Origin of the sequence: Sulfitobacter sp. SH24 (assembly GCF_965641895.1) — a bacterium.
Lineage (GTDB): Bacteria > Pseudomonadota > Alphaproteobacteria > Rhodobacterales > Rhodobacteraceae > Sulfitobacter > Sulfitobacter dubius.
Window position 1 is genome coordinate 185,495 of sequence record NZ_CBFFKK010000002.1, and the last position, 17,925, is coordinate 203,419.

The window sequence follows — 17,925 nt, forward strand, 5'->3', positions numbered from 1 at the left end:
CGCCACACGTTTGGAAAAACGCCCTGAAGTAGGTCCAATGATACAGCTTTTTGCGACGTTAGGCTCGAAGCACGGCCATATGAACGAAGTCTGCTTCTTCAGAACACGGCATATTCCGGAGATCAAGCTTCCGACAGCTGAAGCTCCGGCAAGTCTCGTAGGCTTTCCAGATCGAACGTCACTAAGAATCTCTCCGTCGTCACGAAGGTATGTGGGGCCCCCGGCCGTGGAGACCTGGGTCCGCTCGCAATCAAATCCTTGTAACGCAACCGAGCAAGCAGATCGCGGCTGGCCTCCTTGCCAAAGATTTTGGCTAAGCCAGCTCGGTCGATGGGCTGATGATAGGCGATGGCGCAGAGCACCCCCATCTCCATTTCCGTGAAGGCCAAGGATTGATCACCAAGGTCGGCAGCCGCATTGATGACATCTGCAAACTGCGTCTTAGTGCGGAACATCCGTCCACCAGCCACCTGTGCCAACTCAAAGGGACGGCCGACCAGCGCGGTTTGGATGTCCTCGATCAGCAACTCGACCGAAGCCCCCTGCCCGACCACACGTGCAAGTTCCTCGCGTCCGACCGGCGAGGCGCTCGCAAAAAGTACCGCCTCGATCCGCCCCATCCATTCGCGCCAGCGCAACTCCGGCGGGAGATCACTGAGTTCCCGGTCAAAGCCGGCATTGCGCTCATCTGTCGAATCCTCTTTCCTGGTCGCAGTCGTCATGGCGCAATCCCGTAAAGTCGGAACGTAGGCCGCCCGGTAAGCTCATGTGCTACACCTAGTTCGACCAGCCGATCACAGAACCGCAGCGCGGCGCGATCGGTCATCAGGATCGAGGTCCCGCGAACTCTTGGAGAGAGCATGGACGCCGGGGCCACTGCATCCTCGGTCAAGAACAGCTCGACCGCCGCATCCGACCCTTTGGCCCGTAACTTTGGCGACCCGGTGCGAAGCGCTCCCGCCCGACGGGCGAGGTCCCGTGCCATTCGGATTGTATCCTCGATGCTTTTCAAGAGCCGCGCTTGCACTACCAGCTCTGCCCCCTGCCCTTCCGCGGTCAGGTCGCGTAGTACCGCCTTCGCCAGATACTGGGCCGAAACCGGTAGCACCTCCTTCCAATTCAGAGCCCGCGCTAGGACAAAGTCCGAGAGCAGGCAAGCGACCCGCTCTGCCCGATCATCAGCGCTAAGCACAGCGCGTAGGACCGCCACGCAACCCGCCAGTGGCCACGGCTTCCGGAATGTTCTTGCCCCGCATTCAACCAGACACCCATCTCGCCCGCGTACTCCACTCCAACCAGATCGCCGATCGCCCGGGTCCTTCTCGGATGAAGCCGTCCTCCATCGCGCCAGAAAGCTAACAGATCGCCATCCGGGCCCCGCGCCGCGCCGGGAGGTGTCAGATGGAACGCGTCGCGAATATCAGCCTCCCGCGCCAAGCGGCCCTCCAATTTCGAGGTTGCCAGCGCTGCCTTCAGCGCCAGCCGGTTGGCCAAAAGTTTTATCGGCAAGATATTCCTCTGGTCGCCGATCATTGATCCAGAACCGCCAGCGCCGCCCCGGACCGAAAGGCCACAGTTTCGAGGGTTTCCACACGTCCAGAGGCGACCCAGCCCGGCAGCCGCGGTAGGGTACTTAGGTCGTTCGAAATGGCGGCGGGCTGATGTATCATGCCGAAATTAGTAGTTGATCACGGCGCTTTCGTCCACAAAATGCTGTGTAAAACGCCCCACCTTGTTGTGCACAGCTATGTCCAATAAGTTTACATTATCGGACATATGGAGGCTATGTTGCGAAACAGTTCATTTGATCGCCGGATCCTGTCGAATGGAGAGTGTACAGCACCTTCTAGCATTGATGTTCATTCGCATTCGGCGGCTGTCTGGTCCCGCTCAACGCGTGGCCCAGCCCCTGCCGCGCACAATCGCACTATATTTTTTACAGTCAGTTGAATTGCACCTGCGCGAACACTGGAGCGTCGCACAATACGCCGCTGAGATTGGCGTAACGCCGGAACGTTTGAATGCAACGATGCGGCGCACGACGGGCCGCCCGCTTATGGCAATCATCCACGCCCGGATTATTTTGGAAGCAGAGGCATTACTGGATGCCTCGACCCTACAGATATTTGAAATCGCCGAAGAGCTCGGCTTCACCGATCCCGCTTATTTCAGTCGTTTTTTTAAGCGCATCACGGGGCAATCTCCCAACCACAATCGCCGCGAGCTGAAGCTAGAGATCAGCCGCCCGCCTTGCGCCTCTTGGCCTTAGGATGGCGTGCTTAACCCAAGCGAACCGACGAACGCTTTTCTGCCCGCCGATATTAAATCCTCGGGCTCCATAGCCTTGTTTGCGTCAGTACACATTATGACACTTCCACTTCAGCCAGACATATCGTTCCCGCTCTGCGTCTAAAAGCAGGCCTATTGCGCACCACTCCTTGCATGCCGTATATTTCGTATTTGGATGGAGGGTGCGATGTATAAGCCCCAATAGAAAAGAAACGTACAAAGGTTACGCTGACTAAGGCAAACCTAGCTGCCGTGCGGGAACTGGGGTTCAATGTTTCGGCGATCAGTGACGCTGCGGTCGCGGACGCTGTGAGGATGGCAAAAAGCAAAGCTTGGGCTGAACAGAATGCCGCGGCCATCGCCGAACATCGCGCTTGGATCGAGGCTAATGGAACTCCTGCGACTGATCTTCGGGTCCTGAAGATCGATTAATGGCACGGTTCCAAGTTTATCGTATCGCGGGTGATCGGTCCGGCCTCGACCTCCAGACCGACCTGATCGAGACTGGCTCTCGCGTGGTTGCCCCGCCGATCCACTAGCATCCGGACCAAAGCCCATTGGCCGGCTCGAGCCGATCTTTGATATTCAGGGTATTGCGTACGCGCTCCACACGGCTGAGATGGCTGCGGTCCCATCAGCGCAGCTCAAAGGGGCCCTCGTCGCTGATCTTTCCGAGTTCGATCATGAAATTCGCGCCGCTCTTGACATGATTTCTTCGGGTTTCTGACCATTCAGAGGGGGAGAATTCATCCGGTTTCGCCGATGTTATCTGCTTCCTTTGCCGCGAGTGCGCTAGCTGTATTTCTGGTCAGGTGATCGCCTCTGACGGTAGATTTGACGCGTGGGCCTACCCGCGCTGAGGGTCGATCGATAATACGTTGGGCTGCCTTTAGCGAGTTTAAACAAAGTAACCCCGGCAACAACGCCGGAGTTACTTCTTTAAAGTTAATGCACCAAGGTTGCCGCATCTACGCGCCGGGGGTCGGACGCGCCGAACAGATAGCCGCTTTCTTTGTCTACAAGGATCGACTGGGTTGAGCCCATGACCGACTTTTCGCTGACCTTATGGCCGCGCTGCTCAAGCAACCCCACCGTATCGAGGTTGATCCCCTCTTCGATGCGGATCTCATCAGGCAACCACTGGTGGTGGATACGCGGTGCGAAAGAGGCTTCGGCGATGTTCATCCCGTGATCAATGACATTCATGATGACCTGCAACGTGGTGGTGATGATGCGCGATCCGCCGGGCGAACCCGTGACCATGAAGACCTCTCCGTCCTTCATCACAATTGTAGGTGACATCGAAGAAAGCGGTCGCTTTCCGCCCTCTACAGCATTGGCATCGCCGCCAATCAACCCATAGGCATTGGGGACACCGGGCTTAGCGGCGAAATCATCCATTTCATTGTTCATAAGAATTCCGGTGCCATCGGCAACCATACCGGACCCATAGGAAAAGTTGATCGTGTAGGTGTTGGAAACGGCGTTGCCATCCTTATCCACGATCGAAAAATGCGTCGTCTGATCGGACTCGTACGGCGCAAGTTCCCCCGGCTTGATGCTGCTGGATGGGGTTGCCGCGTTCAGGCTGATTTCCCCCCGAATATCCTCGGCATAGGCTTTGGAAGTAATCTCACCCAAAGGCACATCTACAAAATCACTATCGCCTAGATATTCCGAACGATCCGCATAGGCCCGCTTCATCGCTTCGGCCATAAGGTGGATCGTGTCGGCCGTGTTATGGCCGAGGAAAGAGATCGGGTAATCTTCAAGAACGTTGAGGATTTGAATGATATGCGCACCACCCGAACTGGGCGGCGGCATAGAAACGATCTCATAACCGCGGTAGGTACCGCGCACCGGATCACGCAGAACCGGCTTGTAATTGGCCATATCGTCGACTGTGATCCGGCCACCGGCAGCTTGTACCGCATCCGCAATTTTTGTTGCCGTTTCTCCTTTGTAAAAGCCGTCTGTCCCTGCGTCAGCAATCTTTTGCAGTGTATTGGCTAAGTCCGCCTGAACGAGAGTTTCGCCCGGCTCATAAAAACCGCCGCCCTCTTTAAAGAAGATGCTTTCAGAGGTCGGCCATTTCTTTAACCGATCCTCAAGACCTTTCAGACTGTCAGCAAGGCCGGGCGTGACCGCGATACCGTCACGAGCGAGTGCAATGGCTGGCTCTAATACTTCGGCAAGCGACATGCTGCCGTAATTCTCCAACGCCATCTGCATGCCCGCCACCGTTCCTGGCACGCCGACGGCCAGCCCGGTGAACCGCGAAAGCTCGCTGTCGGCATTGCCCTCGGCGTCGAGGTACATATCCCTCTCAGCAGAAGCAGGCGCCATTTCGCGGTAGTCGATCGCCTTGGTCTCGCCGCTCTCCGCGTCATGGACAATCATGAAACCGCCACCGCCGATATTGCCCGCGCGCGGCAAGGTTACAGCCAGCGCAAATGCCACGGCGACTCCCGCGTCCACAGCATTGCCGCCAGCTTTGAGAATATCGAGCCCGATCTGGGCCGCTACGGCTTCTTGGGCCGACACCATCCCGTTCTCGGCATAGACGGGGTGAACACGGTCATTCCCAGAAAAAATCGCTGCTTCTTGGGCATGAAGCGCGGGGGCAGCCGACATTGTCAGGCATACCGCGCCAGTGATAATCTGTCTCATCAAAATTCCTCCCATTTGCGTTCGCGTGAGCTGAGGTTGGCTGTTTCCCTTCAAAAGTGCAACGGGGAGGGCAGACCTGACCTACTCCGCGTGCCGGGACATCAAGGCTAAGCTTTTACGGGTTCGCAGCCAGTTGCCTTTCTGCCGCTCTATAAGTACCACTCTATCGGGTGCACACCGTATCCTGCTCACCCTGCCCACCCCCCGTGACATGGAAGTCCTCACAGGTCATGCCCTTCATCTATCACATATCCAAAGCTTCCAAATTCTCCGCAGAAAGGGGCTTTGAATGAGGACCGCAATTGTCACCGGGTCGTCCGGGTTCATTGGGTATTTTGTTTCTCTGACGCTTCTCAGATCCGGGTGGCGTGTCATCGGCATCGACAGCCTGTCCGACTACTATGACACCAATCTAAAACTGCAGCGTCAATCGCAGCTTAGCGCGTATGCCGAGTTCACTGTCGTGAACGAAAAACTGGAAACGCCTCAAGCGCTGATGTCTCTTTTCAAAGAACACCGCCCCGAGGTGGTGATCCATCTGGCTGCGCAGGCAGGTGTGCGGCACTCCATCGACGTGCCCCGCGCCTATGTGGATGCTAATATTATCGGCACCTTTGAACTGCTCGAAGCTGCGCGCGCATTCCCGCCCGCCCATATGTTGCTGGCCTCTAGCTCTTCCATTTTTGGGGCAAACAGCCAAATGCCATACAAGGAAGCGGATAAGGTCGATACGCAGATGTCCTTCTATGCGGCGACCAAGAAAGCGACCGAAAGCATGGCGCATTCCTATGCCCATCTTTACGATCTGCCGACGACCATGTTCCGTTTCTTTACCGTATACGGGCCATGGGGGCGCCCTGACATGGCGTATTTCAAGTTTACAAAGGCCATCCTGAACGGAGAGCCGATAGACGTTTACAACCATGGCAAGATGCAGCGCGATTTTACCTATGTCGACGATCTTGTCCGCGCCATTGTGGCCTTGATCGACGTCACCCCCGACCCCGCCAATCCGGTGGCCAACGACAGCGTTTCGCCTGTCGCCCCGTTTCGCGTCGTAAACATTGGCAATGCGTCACCCGTGACGTTGATGGACTTCATCGCAGCGATCGAGGCCGCCTGCGGGCTGGAGGCGATCAAGACCTATCACCCGATCCAGCCCGGCGATGTGCCCGCTACTTGGGCCGACACGACTTTGCTGCAAAACCTCATCGGTCAGCAACATTCCACCCCGGTCACCGTTGGGTTGCAGAATTTCGTAGACTGGTACCGCGACTTCTACAAAGTTTGATCTGAACAGCCCCGGCGGTGGCGCATCAATGTATTTTGATGTTGAGCAGAACACACTCAGAATACAGCATATCGATCTCGGAAGGATCCAGAAGCCCATGCTGGCAATATCTGGGTGTTGCAAACTCCCTCACATCGTCACATGCGATCCCGCTCTGTGCAAAGCGACGGTCCAGCGATAGGATCGCCGCCTCGGAAGGCAGGACCGATGCCGCGATGCGTTTTGCGTATTCAGCAAAGAGCGGCTGATCCGAGAGATACATGATTTCATGCGTCACGTAATCGTCGTGCTTTTTCTGAGGGTAGATGACCATCGTGCATAGCCCATCAGGCGTCTCTACCGACAAATGCCTAAGCCGCAGCCCCTGATGATCCCCAATGATCCGTCGGTCCTTTGCGGGCAAACGATCCCCCAGTGCCAATGGATCTTCGTGCACTTCAAATCCTGCGCTATTCGAAGGGTGCCAGACCAGACGCTCCCGATCCAACTCTGCCAGCCCTGCCTTTTCCAAAACATTGACCGCCGCCTTAGCGCTGGAAAAGTTTGTCACCGTCACGTCCGGGTCCAAGGTCGCCAGCGCGATCATCTTTTTGCCCACACCTTGCCCGCGATATTCCTTAAGCACGTACCAAGAGGTCATGTCAGCGGTGGTTCTTGGGCCGTTGGACGTTTGACGTTCGGCATAGACCAACCCCAAAACGCCGATCAACTTGCCATCATCCCGCACCGTTATGGCGTAGCGCCCCTCGGGCCCGCACCATCTTCCGGCCAGCAGCTTGCGCCAGCTATCAATGCCCCATTTTGCGCGCACGAATACGGCGTTCATAAATTGGGCGACCTCTTCCCGCTCGGCGGGGGAAGCATAGGCAATATCTAGCATTTCGTGCTCATTTTATTAGGCAATCCAATGATATCCACTGGGTCTTTGCACCCTGTGTCAATCGCGACATCAATGCTTCGGTAAAGCTCCAAGTGTCTTCATCGGTTTGCAGGTGGTGGCTGACAAAGCCGGTCGGCTCATCCCGGTATGCGTCTTCCAGTCGACGCTTTCGCAAGTGGCGCACACATTGCTCCAACGTCTTCTCCTCCCCAGCGAATTTCGCCCCTTCCTTCCAGCGGATCGGATCAATGTGACCATTAAACCGCTGCAAGCCCGGTACGGGCTCGGGATGGGGCCGGGCGTCGAAATTGGAAAGTGCTGTGTACCCCCATTGGGGCAAGTATGGCAGAACCTGTTCACCGATGCGGTTCCACGGCGGCACGAACACCGGCAGTGTATTCGGCAGCTTCGCCACTTGCATCCGCCGCCAGCCTTCTCGCAGGTCCGTTTCGATCAGGGTCAAATCGCGCATTACGCCGACTTCGGACGCGCGAGTGCCTTTGGGCTCGTGGTTCTTATGCGCAAACCCGTGCTGCAAGCTATATACATGCGGCGACATTGACAGGCGGTCGGCAAGGTCGTCGGCAATTGCAACGGGGATGACCGCCAGATGCAAAGGCGCATCAAAGCGTTCCGAAAGCGCGATCAACCTATCTAAGTCATCCGTACAGGCTTCGGTGTCATCATCACGCCACCAGAAAGTCGGCGTTTCACCCTGCGAGGCCCATTTTTCAAGCTCTTCGTCTAATTCTGCCCAGGTCGCCACGTGCGGACCCCTTTCAGGTGTTATTTGCCTATTAATTGAACCATTTGGGTGCCTGAATGTACACTCACTTTTCCTCGCATGGGCCTGATGGCGCAGCCAATGGCGAATATGTGGCCCAAGCGGCCTTGCGAGGCTGGACGCCCCCCCGCAAATCGGCTTCACTCCTTTTGCGGACCGCGCTTTTGCGGAAATGGAATGGGATACCGATGACATCTCTGTTGAAAGTTGACGGGCTGACAATCGGGTTTGGCAATGCTGACCCGGTGGTGCGCGACGTCAGCTTTTCCGTCGCACCCGGTGAAACGCTCGCATTGGTCGGCGAAAGCGGCTCTGGCAAAACCCTAACTTGCCGAAGCATTCTGCGTATCCTGCCTGACGTCGCAAGAATCCGTAGCGGTCGGATCATTTTCGCGGGTGATGACGCGCCCGTTGATATGCTGTCCTTAAGCGAGCCTGCGATGCGCCAAATCAGGGGCAACCGCATCTCGATGATCTTTCAAGAACCGATGCGCTCTCTCTCGCCCCTGCACCGACTGGGCAACCAAGTGGCCGAAGTGCTGCGCCTACACCGCTCCATGGGCCGCGCAGAGGCAAAGCGGACTGTGCTCGAAAAATTTGAGCGCGTAGGCTTTACCGAACCGGAGCGGGTCTGGCGCAGCTATCCCTTTGAGATGTCAGGCGGCATGCGACAACGCGCTATGATTGCCATGGCGATGGTGGCCAAACCTGATTTGTTGATTGCAGACGAACCCACCACGGCGCTGGATGTGACGACACAGGCACAGGTGCTGGGGCTGATCAAAACGCTGCAATCGGAAACCGGAATGGCGGTGGTCCTTGTCACGCATGATCTTGGTGTGGTGGCGAATATGGCGCAGCAAGTCGTCGTCATGAACGGGGGCCGCGTCATGGAAAGCGGCACCGCAGCAGAGGTACTGGGCAGCCCGGAACACGGCTATACACGCAAGCTTTTTGCCGCGGCCACAATGATCCCCGAGGTCGCCGCCCCTGCCCGCGCGGTCGCCCATGATGATCTGATCATGAACCTGCGCAACGTAAGCAAAACCTTCGCCCTGCGCACCGGAGGATGGCGCAAGCAGACCACAGTGACCGCCTGCAAAGACGTCAATCTGCAGGTGGTACGGGGCAAGACATTGGCCGTGGTCGGCGAAAGCGGTTCGGGCAAAACGACATGCGCGCGCATGGCCCTTGGGGCCGAGACGCCCGATCCCGGGGGCGAAGTTTTGTTTTACCGTGAACCGGGTGCCTTGCCCATGCCGGTACACGATATGTCCGTATCGCAACGTACCGCCTTTCAACGCCAAGCGCAGATGGTGTTCCAAGATCCCTATTCCTCGCTGTCGCCAAGAATGCGTATCGGCGCGGCATTGACCGAACCGCTGGAAATTCACGGCATCGGGTCACGTGCTGATCGGCGCGACAAGGCCGCCGAGATGCTGGAGCTCGTCGGCCTTAACCCCGACATGATGACGCGCTATCCGCATGCGTTTTCGGGCGGGCAGCGACAGCGTCTCTCCATCGCCCGCGCCTTGACGCTGGACCCCAAACTTTTGATCTGTGACGAACCCACGTCCGCATTGGATGTTTCCGTGCAGGAACAGATCCTGACGCTGCTGGAAGACATCCGTGAACGCGCCGCGTTGAGCTATCTGTTCATCAGCCACGATCTGGCTGTTGTGGCCCGTATCGCTGATGAGGTCGTGGTGATGCGAGCGGGCGTAATTGTGGAACAGGCCCCCCCCGAAACGCTGTTTTACGACCCGCGCCACCCCTATACCAAGGCGCTCATCGCAGCCCAACCTGAACCCGATATCTCAAGACCGATTGACCTCGAACTGGTCGCCAAGGGGGCCGGCGCGCCCTCGACGTGGCCAGAGATGTTCCGCATCGAAGGCGGGATCGCACCGGCATTGCAGGACGTTGGTGCCGGTCACAAGGTTCGCTGTCATGTCTAGGCTGTTCGCTCTGCTGCTCTGTCTGGCGGGACCGGTGTGGGCTGCGCCCCCATTGCAGGAAACGATCTTTTGGGCGGCAGAAGTGAACGAAGGCAATTTGCCGCCGATTACCGAGCGCCTGCCTGATGCCCCCCTTATCGTGGATCTGGAGGCCAAGGGCCGCAGTTACGGCACCCAAGGCGGCACATTGCGCACCTTTGGCACCCGGTCCAAAGATGTGCGGCTGATGTCGGCCTATGGCTATGCCCGGCTGGTTGGATACACCTCTGATTACACGCTCTCGCCTGATATACTGCGCGATGTTGAAGTCACTGAGAACCGGAAGTTCACGCTGCACCTGCGCCCGGGCCATCGCTGGTCAGACGGTGCTGCGTTCACCTCAGAAGATTTTCGCTATTGGTGGGAAAACGTCGCGCAAGACCCTGATATCACGCCCTCTGGCCCGCCGGATTTCATGTTTGTGGATGGTGTATTGGGTACGGTAAATTTCCCCGATCCGCATACTGTCATTTTCGAATGGCCCACCGCAAACCCGAATTTCCTACCTTTGCTGGCACAGGCCAGTCCGCCGTTCATCTACCGCCCCTCACATTACCTCAAGCAGTTCCATCAAAAGTTCACCGGCCCCGGCGCGCTTCATGCAGCCATCACGAAGGCGCGCGTGAAAAGCTGGGCGGCGTTGCACAACAAACGCGACAGCATGAGCAAATTCGACAACCCAGAACAACCGACACTGCAACCTTGGATAAACGCCACGACCACCGGCACATCCCGGCAACTGTTTGTCCGCAACCCCTACTATCACCGCATCGACGCGCGCGGCGTGCAACTGCCTTACATTGACGTCGTCGAGATGACGATTGCGACCGGCGGGCTTATCGCGGCAAAGGTCAACGCGGGAGAGGCGGACTTGCAGGCGCGTGGGCTCGATTTTCCTGACATCTCGATCCTCAAGAAGGGCGAGGCGGATGGCGGCAACTATCGCACATTGTTGTGGGAGAACGGGGCCGCAAGCCAGATCGCGATTTACCCTAACCTCAACTTTGCCGATCCGGTCTGGCAGGAGGTGATGCGCGATGTTCGGTTTCGCCGCGCGCTTAGCCACGGCGTTGATCGGCATATGATCAACCGCGCGCTCTATTTCGGATTAGCCCAAGAAGGCGGCATGACCGCATTGCCCCAAAGCCCGCTGTATGACCCCCAAAACGCCTCTGCCTATGCCAATTATTCTCCGGCCAAGGCAAACGCCCTGCTGGATGAGATTGGCCTGACAGAGAGAACCCAAGCAGGCATTCGTAAGCTGCCCGATGGCCGCCCGATGGAATTCGTGGTCGAAACCGCAGGAGAGCGACAAGAAGTCGAAAATGCGCTGGCCATCATTACCGACACTTGGCGGGAATTGGGGATCAAGCTGGTGATGCGCCCGCTGGATCGCGACATTCTGCGCAACCGGGTCTATGCGGGGCTCAGCATGGCGTCTGTGTGGTTCGGTTGGGACAATGGGCTGCCCACATCTCAGACGTCGCCGATGTACCTTGCCCCCACCAATCAGGAATTTTTCGCTTGGCCGATGTGGGGGCAATATTACCAATCCAAGGGCGAACTGGGCGAGCAACCCCAAGGCCCTGCGCCGAACGAATTGCTGGCGATGGCAGACCGCTGGAACCACGCGACAGATGCGGAAACCAGAACGACCCTGTGGCGTGAAATGCTTAAGATTCATGCCCAAGAGGTCTATGCCATCGGCATTCTTTCCGAAGCGCCGCAGCCCGTGGTCGTCTCAAAAGGGTTGCGCAATGTCCCTGAACAGGGGCTTTGGGCCTATGATCCGGGTGCGCATTTCGGCGTGCATCGGATTGACGAGTTCTATTTCGAGGAACCTTTTCAGCAGGTTGTCCAATGATGTTCCTCCGCTATGCAGTTTATCGCTTTTTCACGATGTTGCTGACCTTGTTGGTCGTCTCGGTTCTGATCTTTGTGATTATCAACCTCCCGCCGGGCGATTACCTTTCCAATCAGATCGCCGAATTGCGGGCCACCGGCCAGGCGGAGGGCGTGGCAAAAGCGGAATTTCTGCGCGCCGAATACGCGCTCGACCGGCCTCTCTGGGAGCAATATCTAATCTGGGTGGGATTTGCCCCGGGTCCGCAGGGTTTCTCTGGCCTAATACAAGGCGATTTCGGTTGGTCCTTCGAATTTGACCGCCCCGTGGGCGAGATCGTCGGGGATGCCCTGTGGTTGACGGTATTGGTCAATCTGGCCGCCGTGCTGTTCGTTTATGCGGTGGCTTTGCCCTTGGGTGTGATTGCCGCCGCCAAGTCTGAGACATGGGCCGATTATACGGCGGGCTTTGTTGGATATCTGGGCCTTGCGACGCCGAATTTCCTGCTGGCGCTCATTTTGTTCTACTACGGGCACAAATACTTTGACCTGCCAATTGGCGGCCTGATGGATCCGGCATTCGAGGGCGCCCCGATGTCGTGGCCCAAAGTTAAATCAATCCTCGTGCATATGATCGTCCCGACCTTTGTCATCGGCACGTCAGGGGCAGCCGCCATGATGCAACGCTTGCGCGCCAATATGCTGGACGAATTGAGCAAACCCTATGTTGAAACCGCCAAAGCCAAGGGCATGGCCCCTGCACGGTTGCTGGCAAAATATCCGCTGCGCATGGCGTTCAATCCTTTCGTTGCGGATATCGGCAACCTGCTGCCCGCGATGGTCTCGGGGTCGGTGCTGGTGTCCGTGGTGCTGGGTTTGCAGACAATCGGGCCTTACCTGCTGACCGCGCTAAAGTCACAAGATCAGTTTCTGGCCGGTTTTGTCCTGATGTTCGTGGCCCTGCTCACGCTGATCGGCACAATGATTTCCGACATGCTGCTGGTGCTGCTAGACCCGCGCATTCGCTATGGCGGGCGCGGCGCATGAGTACCCAACCTACCAACCGATTTGTCGACACCACACCTTGGGTGGACACCCCTGATATTTCAGTGCCCGAGCGATCGGATATGGATGCACCCGCGTGGCGACTGATGTGGCGCAGTTTCCGCCGGCATAAGCTCGCGCTCATCTGCGGCATCTTCTTGTTGATCTCTTACCTGATCTTGCCAATCGCTGGTTTTATCGCGCCTTACACGCCGAACGAACGCAGTGCCGATTATCTCTATGCTCCACCGCAAAGCATCAACCTTTGGCATGAAGGTGCTTTCATCGGCCCCTACGTCTATCCGATCACAGCCGAGGCCGATCTAGAGAATTACCGTTGGACTTACACCACCGATGAGACCACCCCCCTGCCGTTGCGGTTTTTCTGCGAGGGAGAAGACTACAAGCTTTTTGGATTGATCCCATCAGACACGCATCTTTTCTGTGCGCCAGAGGATGCAAGCCTGTTCCTTTGGGGGTCTGACCGTTTGGGCCGCGATGTCTTCAGCAGGATCTTATACGGTGCGCAACTGTCGCTGACCGTAGGACTTATCGGCATCACTGTGTCCTTCGCGCTTGGTATCACCTTCGGCGCGATGGCGGGCTATTTCGGTGGCAGGATCGACTGGTTTCTCAACCGCGTGATCGAGATACTACGCAGCCTTCCTGAATTGCCGCTTTGGCTTGCGCTTTCGGCGGCAGTGCCGTCCAATTGGGGGCCGGTGGCGGTCTTTTTTGTGATCTCGATCATTCTAGGCATCCTTGATTGGCCCGGATTGGCGCGCTCCGTGCGGGCCAAATTCCTGTCTCTACGCGAGGAGGAATACGTTAAGGCCGCCGAGATGATGGGCGCCAAGCCCGGCCGTGTCATCCGCCGCCATTTGCTGCCCAACTTTATGTCCCACCTGATTGCCAGTGCGACCCTTTCGATACCCGCCATGATCCTTGGAGAAACAGCGCTCAGCTACCTTGGGTTGGGCCTGCGCGCGCCTGCCGTTAGTTGGGGGGTGATGCTGAATGATGCCCAAAACCTCGCCAGCATCGAGATCTATTGGTGGACCGCAATACCGATGCTGCCGATCATCGTGGTGGTACTGGCGTTCAACTTCCTTGGGGACGGGCTCCGCGCCTCTCTGGACCCTTACAAGAATTGACACAGCTTAACGCCGCCAGCAGTTTTGGCTAGCCCCCTGTGCTGCTGCCAATCTCTGAAAGCACGTCACTGACATCATCAGCGCCACATGCAGGATGATGCAGGCCCATTAGACCCGAGGGTTTACCTCAGCGATCATCGGTGCTGCTTTCACCGCGATCATCGCGTTCCAACATATCCTCATCAAGCGAAGCGTGGGCAGCTGCCGCGACTTTGCGCTTTTGCGCGTCAGTGAGATCGTCCGGGTTGCCGTCGGCCAACCGCACTGTGACCTCTCGATGTGCAAATTTGATGCCTTCGCGTTCAAACAGGGTTCGGATTTCTTGATAGACCTTCTTTCGGGCGAGCCATTGGTCCCCCGGCTTGGTCATAAACTTCACCCGGATGATCATGGCGCTGTCTTGCATCTCAATGACGCCTTGGGACTTCAAAGGCAGGATGAAGGCTTCTCCGATTTCTGGGTCACTGAGCAGGTCTTGGCCCAACCTTTTGATTAGCTTACGAACCTTTTCGATATCGGTGTCATAGGTTACCCGTAACGGCAGCTTCATCATCACCCAATCGCGCGAATAATTGGTGATCACCTGCAATTCACCAAACGGAATGGTGTGCAGCGCCCCCAGATGGTGACGCAGTTGGAAGGAACGAACCGAGATCTTCTCAACCGTGCCTTTGACGTTGCCAACATCCAGATATTCGCCCTTTCGGAATGCATCATCAAAAAGGAAAAACGCTCCGGCAAAGACATCCCGCACCAGCGCCTGACTGCCAAAACCAATGGCGATGCCAATGATCCCGGCACCGGCGAACAAGGGGCCGACATTGATACCGACCTCCATCAAAACAATCAGCAAGATCGTGACTACAACGAGGATCAGCGTGAAATTGCGAAACAACGGCAGCAGCGTGGCCAGCCGGCTGGCGCTAGAGCCGCCGCCTTCATCGCCCAGCTCGCCCGCATCCAGATCGGGTGTTTCTTCTTCGATCTTACTGTCGATCCAGATGCGGAAGGCATGATAAATGACATAGCCGATGAAGATGACGACCATGATATCCAAAAGTTGGGAGGCAAAGCCTTCGACCATTTCAGCGCCGTTATTGTCCCAGATATAGAAAAACGCATAGGTCCCCGCGACAAAGGACAGAATGCCCGCCACTCGGCGTGCCAGTTCCTCGTAAGTACTTAGGGATTGCCGCGGCATGACGGTATCCGCTGCGGTTTCATGCTGCGGTTCTTGTTGCAGCGCATCCGCACCGCTTTCCTCTTCTAGCGCTTCGCTTTGGCGCGCGCCCTTGGTTTCCCTTTCAGCGTTCATCCGACGCAACGCGCGGGTCCGGGCAAAGCCGCGTTCGATCCCGTAATTGATCAGACCATAGACGACGATGATCGTGATCAAGATCCCGTAGGCGCCCGCAATCAACGGGGCCGCATTGGCGTTGCCGAGAACAAGGTTAACCGTCAGATCAATCCATGCGAAAATTGCATAAAGACAAACGATGGGCGCCCATGCCCGCGACAAAAAGCGCACGATCACCGACGTTTCCTCGGGCGGTTTGCCGTTGCGAAGCGCGCGGCTGATGGCGCTACGATTGACCAGCACCAGCAGTATGTTCAACAGCACCAACGCGGCAGACATCACAGAGGCCAAAAATGCATAGGCGTCGTAGTTCAAGCCAAGCTCTGCGATCCAGATGCCAAACAGAATTGCGCAGATCTCGGCGGACGCCAGCATCCAAAGCCAACGATGCAACCGTTTGGCATCCCGATCGTTAAGCGCAGGAATACGGTATTGCCCAAGGAAGGGCGACAAGATCATGCGCCATAGACCGGCGACAAAGCGACAGGAGAAATAGCCGATATTGATGAGCGTTACAGTGAACTGCATCGCCGTATCGGTAAGTGGGCCAAAGAGCACGGTACCGATCACATAGGCCACCGCCATGGATACAAGGACGCCGCCCACTCCGACAACAAAGCGAAGCACAAGGAAAGGGATTTTCTCGACATAGCCTTGAGGGTTCTCGCGAACCTGTTTTGTAACGATCCTTTTCATCAGGCGTTGACCGTAGATTTTCCGTTCTACGATGACGCCAACGCCAAACATCAGCAGACACAACAACAATGCCTTGCCAAAGGCCCAAAGTGTTCCGTCTGGGCTGGCTGCGCGCAAGATATAGAGGACTTCATTAAACGCGACCGGAAGGGTCAGCAGCCGCTCCACCAGCGCGGCGCGAAATTTGGCGGCGCGGTCCTGCATCCGCATCATTGATGACGGGCCCTCGCTCTCGGCCAATTCTGCCTCAGATGCGGGAAGGTCGCCTAAAATTTGACCAGAGTTGTCGATCACCACCACGCCAACACCGTTTTCGGCTGCTCTGCGCATGATCAAGTCGATATCTGGGGTGTCTGCGGCTTCCGCTGTACCCGTGCCCGTAAACAACGAGCCGACACCTTGCGATTGCCCAGCAACTGGTAGGACCGAGGAAAAAATCAAAGAAAATAGGCCGGCAATGAAAAAGGCGCGCATGTGGTTCCCAGTTAACTCAACCCTGACCATTAGCAGGCTATGCCAGCAATCAACCTATTGCAATTCTGCGGGTGCCAAACTATCTGAGATGCGCGCGGCGACCTGCCATTTGGCCGTGACATACTGCGCGCGGCCCGGACTGACACAATCCCAAGGATACACCGTTGCCACGCCCTGCTTCTGATAACCGAATTGCTGTTTTGGGCCTTGGCTACGTTGGTCTGCCCCTCGCGCTGGCGCTGGCGCGAAACGAATTTGACGTTGTCGGCTTTGATACCTGCACCGCAACGGTGGGAGCCTTGCGCAAGGGCTATGACCCGAACGGAGAAGTCTCGGACGACGCTGTTGGCGGAAGCACTGCGACCTACACATATGACGCCGCCGATCTGAAAGGATGTAGCGTTTTCATCATCGCCGTCCCAACACCGATCACCGACGCCAAAGCCCCCGACCTAAACCCGATCCTGAACGCCTGTGCCACCATTGCCCCCTATCTCACGGACGGTGCGATGGTGATCTTGGAAAGCACAGTCTACCCCGGTGTGACCGAAGAAGTCTGCGGTCCGGCCCTTGCCGCTGGCAGCGGGTTGGAAGCGGGACGCCAGATCAAGTTGGCCTATAGCCCAGAACGGGTAAACCCCGGCGATGCCGAACATTCCATGGAGAATGTCGTCAAGATTATCGCCGCGCAGGATGCGGAAACGCTCACCCGTGTCGAGGCGATCTATGCCCCGGTGGTAAAAGCCGGGCTGCACCGCGCGTCCTCCATCGCGACCGCCGAAGCAGCCAAGGTGATCGAGAATACGCAACGCGATCTGAATATTGCTCTGGTAAACGAATTCTCGCTAATTTTCTCTCGGCTTGGCCTTGATACGCTAGAGGTTCTTGAGGCGGCAGGCACCAAGTGGAACTTTCTGCCGTTCCGCCCCGGCCTTGTCGGCGGGCACTGCATTGGGGTCGATCCCTATTACCTGACATACCGGGCTGAGCAGATGGGCTATCACCCGCAGGTCATCCTTGCAGGACGGCGCATCAATGACCAGATGGGTGCACATGTGGCGCAGACGCTGGTAAAGGCGATGCTGGGCCGCGATATTGGCGTGCGCGGCGCCCGGGTTTTGATCATGGGCTACACCTTCAAGGAAAACTGCGCCGACACCCGCAACACAAAGGTCGCCGATATCGCCTCAGAGCTTGCGGCCTATTCTGTCAGCGTAGATGTGCATGATCCGTGGGTCGGGGCAGTGAAACTGCAATCAGAGCACCGCGTAAACGGGATAGAGGCCCCGGAAGCTGGCGTTTATGACGCCGTCATCGTTGCAGTAGGGCACGCGGAATTTGTCGAATTGGGCAGCGACGCCCTGCGAAATTTAGGTAAGCCCGGCGCGGTATTGTTTGACATCAAGGGTATTTTCGGAAAGTCCGGTAGTGACTTGCGGCTTTAAAG

General features: G+C 57.0%; 17 protein-coding genes. 9 read left to right on the plus strand and 8 right to left on the minus strand.

The window, feature by feature from the left end:
* Positions 1-122 precede the first annotated feature (122 nt).
* From scpB to ACSQ16_RS01895, 4 genes are read right to left on the minus strand one after another with little or no spacing between them, the layout of a single operon-like run.
* Complete coding sequence (gene scpB, locus ACSQ16_RS01880; RefSeq protein ID WP_435988480.1) at positions 123-722, minus strand: SMC-Scp complex subunit ScpB; 600 nt, start codon at positions 720-722, stop codon at positions 123-125.
* Entirely contained in the window at positions 719-1,210 is a 492-nt protein-coding gene (locus tag ACSQ16_RS01885; protein WP_435988481.1) for a DUF1403 family protein, read from the minus strand. The genes scpB and ACSQ16_RS01885 overlap by 4 nt, the downstream gene beginning before the upstream one ends.
* Positions 1,132-1,533 (minus strand): DUF1403 family protein, encoded by a 402-nt coding sequence (locus ACSQ16_RS01890; RefSeq protein ID WP_435988482.1) that lies wholly within the window; start codon positions 1,531-1,533, stop codon positions 1,132-1,134. Before ACSQ16_RS01890 ends, ACSQ16_RS01885 begins: the two co-directional genes overlap by 79 nt.
* Positions 1,530-1,670: a hypothetical protein gene (locus ACSQ16_RS01895; protein WP_435988483.1), complete on the minus strand. Its 141-nt coding sequence runs from the start codon at positions 1,668-1,670 to the stop codon at positions 1,530-1,532. Before ACSQ16_RS01895 ends, ACSQ16_RS01890 begins: the two co-directional genes overlap by 4 nt.
* A 155-nt stretch (positions 1,671-1,825) precedes the next feature.
* Between ACSQ16_RS01895 and ACSQ16_RS01900 the strand changes: the two genes are divergently transcribed.
* From ACSQ16_RS01900 to ACSQ16_RS01910, 3 genes are all read left to right on the plus strand, one after another.
* Positions 1,826-2,269 carry a helix-turn-helix domain-containing protein gene (locus ACSQ16_RS01900; protein ID WP_317406549.1) on the plus strand — a complete coding sequence of 148 codons (444 nt, stop codon included), beginning with the start codon at positions 1,826-1,828 and terminating at the stop codon, positions 2,267-2,269.
* A gap of 221 nt (positions 2,270-2,490) precedes the next feature.
* A complete protein-coding gene (locus ACSQ16_RS01905) occupies positions 2,491-2,721 on the plus strand; it encodes a type II toxin-antitoxin system CcdA family antitoxin (RefSeq protein WP_276521409.1) in 231 nt (76 codons plus the stop codon).
* A 160-nt stretch (positions 2,722-2,881) separates the two neighbouring features.
* Positions 2,882-3,016, plus strand: coding sequence for a CcdB family protein (locus tag ACSQ16_RS01910; RefSeq protein WP_243263758.1), 135 nt, complete (start codon positions 2,882-2,884; stop codon positions 3,014-3,016).
* A gap of 218 nt (positions 3,017-3,234) precedes the next feature.
* On the opposite strand, the gene ggt is transcribed toward ACSQ16_RS01910, so the two are convergent.
* The gene (gene ggt, locus ACSQ16_RS01915) at positions 3,235-4,959 is read right to left on the minus strand and encodes a gamma-glutamyltransferase (RefSeq protein ID WP_243263560.1); all 1,725 of its coding nucleotides are present in this window, start codon (positions 4,957-4,959) and stop codon (positions 3,235-3,237) included.
* 289 nt (positions 4,960-5,248) lie between these two features.
* On the opposite strand from ggt, the gene ACSQ16_RS01920 reads away from it, so the two are divergent.
* Positions 5,249-6,250: an SDR family NAD(P)-dependent oxidoreductase gene (locus ACSQ16_RS01920; RefSeq protein WP_093928671.1), complete on the plus strand. Its 1,002-nt coding sequence runs from the start codon at positions 5,249-5,251 to the stop codon at positions 6,248-6,250.
* 25 nt (positions 6,251-6,275) lie between these two features.
* Here the strand turns inward: ACSQ16_RS01920 and ACSQ16_RS01925 are convergent, their stop codons facing one another.
* Entirely contained in the window at positions 6,276-7,130 is an 855-nt protein-coding gene (locus ACSQ16_RS01925; RefSeq protein WP_243263561.1) for a GNAT family N-acetyltransferase, read from the minus strand.
* Between the two features lie 7 nt (positions 7,131-7,137).
* Positions 7,138-7,896 carry a polysaccharide deacetylase family protein gene (locus ACSQ16_RS01930; protein ID WP_243263562.1) on the minus strand — a complete coding sequence of 253 codons (759 nt, stop codon included), beginning with the start codon at positions 7,894-7,896 and terminating at the stop codon, positions 7,138-7,140.
* A 206-nt stretch (positions 7,897-8,102) separates the two neighbouring features.
* Here ACSQ16_RS01930 and ACSQ16_RS01935 point away from each other — a divergent pair, with 206 nt between their 5' ends.
* From ACSQ16_RS01935 to ACSQ16_RS01950, 4 genes are read left to right on the plus strand one after another with little or no spacing between them, the layout of a single operon-like run.
* Positions 8,103-9,872, plus strand: a complete 1,770-nt coding sequence (locus ACSQ16_RS01935) for an ABC transporter ATP-binding protein (protein WP_243263563.1) — start codon at positions 8,103-8,105, stop codon at positions 9,870-9,872.
* Positions 9,865-11,775: an ABC transporter substrate-binding protein gene (locus tag ACSQ16_RS01940; protein ID WP_243263564.1), complete on the plus strand. Its 1,911-nt coding sequence runs from the start codon at positions 9,865-9,867 to the stop codon at positions 11,773-11,775. The genes ACSQ16_RS01935 and ACSQ16_RS01940 overlap by 8 nt, the downstream gene beginning before the upstream one ends.
* On the plus strand, positions 11,772-12,800 hold the full coding sequence (locus ACSQ16_RS01945; protein WP_243263565.1) for an ABC transporter permease: 1,029 nt from the start codon (positions 11,772-11,774) through the stop codon (positions 12,798-12,800). Before ACSQ16_RS01940 ends, ACSQ16_RS01945 begins: the two co-directional genes overlap by 4 nt.
* Complete coding sequence (locus tag ACSQ16_RS01950; RefSeq protein WP_243263566.1) at positions 12,797-13,951, plus strand: ABC transporter permease; 1,155 nt, start codon at positions 12,797-12,799, stop codon at positions 13,949-13,951. Before ACSQ16_RS01945 ends, ACSQ16_RS01950 begins: the two co-directional genes overlap by 4 nt.
* A gap of 127 nt (positions 13,952-14,078) precedes the next feature.
* Here the strand turns inward: ACSQ16_RS01950 and ACSQ16_RS01955 are convergent, their stop codons facing one another.
* Positions 14,079-16,478, minus strand: a complete 2,400-nt coding sequence (locus tag ACSQ16_RS01955; protein WP_394805098.1) for a mechanosensitive ion channel family protein — start codon at positions 16,476-16,478, stop codon at positions 14,079-14,081.
* A 164-nt stretch (positions 16,479-16,642) separates the two neighbouring features.
* On the opposite strand from ACSQ16_RS01955, the gene ACSQ16_RS01960 reads away from it, so the two are divergent.
* Positions 16,643-17,923: a nucleotide sugar dehydrogenase gene (locus ACSQ16_RS01960; protein WP_243263567.1), complete on the plus strand. Its 1,281-nt coding sequence runs from the start codon at positions 16,643-16,645 to the stop codon at positions 17,921-17,923.
* Positions 17,924-17,925 lie beyond the last annotated feature (2 nt).

What these genes read in the sequence shown, in the direction of transcription:
- scpB (WP_435988480.1), bottom strand. Translation starts at nt 722, where the DNA reads ATGACGACTGCGACCAGGAAAGAGGATTCGACAGATGAGCGCAATGCC.
- ACSQ16_RS01890 (WP_435988482.1), bottom strand. Translation starts at nt 1,533, where the DNA reads ATGATCGGCGACCAGAGGAATATCTTGCCGATAAAACTTTTGGCCAAC.
- ACSQ16_RS01895 (WP_435988483.1), bottom strand. Translation starts at nt 1,670, where the DNA reads ATGATACATCAGCCCGCCGCCATTTCGAACGACCTAAGTACCCTACCG.
- ACSQ16_RS01900 (WP_317406549.1), top strand. Translation starts at nt 1,826, where the DNA reads ATGGAGAGTGTACAGCACCTTCTAGCATTGATGTTCATTCGCATTCGG.
- ggt (WP_243263560.1), bottom strand. Translation starts at nt 4,959, where the DNA reads ATGAGACAGATTATCACTGGCGCGGTATGCCTGACAATGTCGGCTGCC.
- ACSQ16_RS01920 (WP_093928671.1), top strand. Translation starts at nt 5,249, where the DNA reads ATGAGGACCGCAATTGTCACCGGGTCGTCCGGGTTCATTGGGTATTTT.
- ACSQ16_RS01925 (WP_243263561.1), bottom strand. Translation starts at nt 7,130, where the DNA reads ATGCTAGATATTGCCTATGCTTCCCCCGCCGAGCGGGAAGAGGTCGCC.
- ACSQ16_RS01935 (WP_243263563.1), top strand. Translation starts at nt 8,103, where the DNA reads ATGACATCTCTGTTGAAAGTTGACGGGCTGACAATCGGGTTTGGCAAT.
- ACSQ16_RS01940 (WP_243263564.1), top strand. Translation starts at nt 9,865, where the DNA reads ATGTCTAGGCTGTTCGCTCTGCTGCTCTGTCTGGCGGGACCGGTGTGG.
- ACSQ16_RS01945 (WP_243263565.1), top strand. Translation starts at nt 11,772, where the DNA reads ATGATGTTCCTCCGCTATGCAGTTTATCGCTTTTTCACGATGTTGCTG.
- ACSQ16_RS01950 (WP_243263566.1), top strand. Translation starts at nt 12,797, where the DNA reads ATGAGTACCCAACCTACCAACCGATTTGTCGACACCACACCTTGGGTG.
- ACSQ16_RS01955 (WP_394805098.1), bottom strand. Translation starts at nt 16,478, where the DNA reads ATGCGCGCCTTTTTCATTGCCGGCCTATTTTCTTTGATTTTTTCCTCG.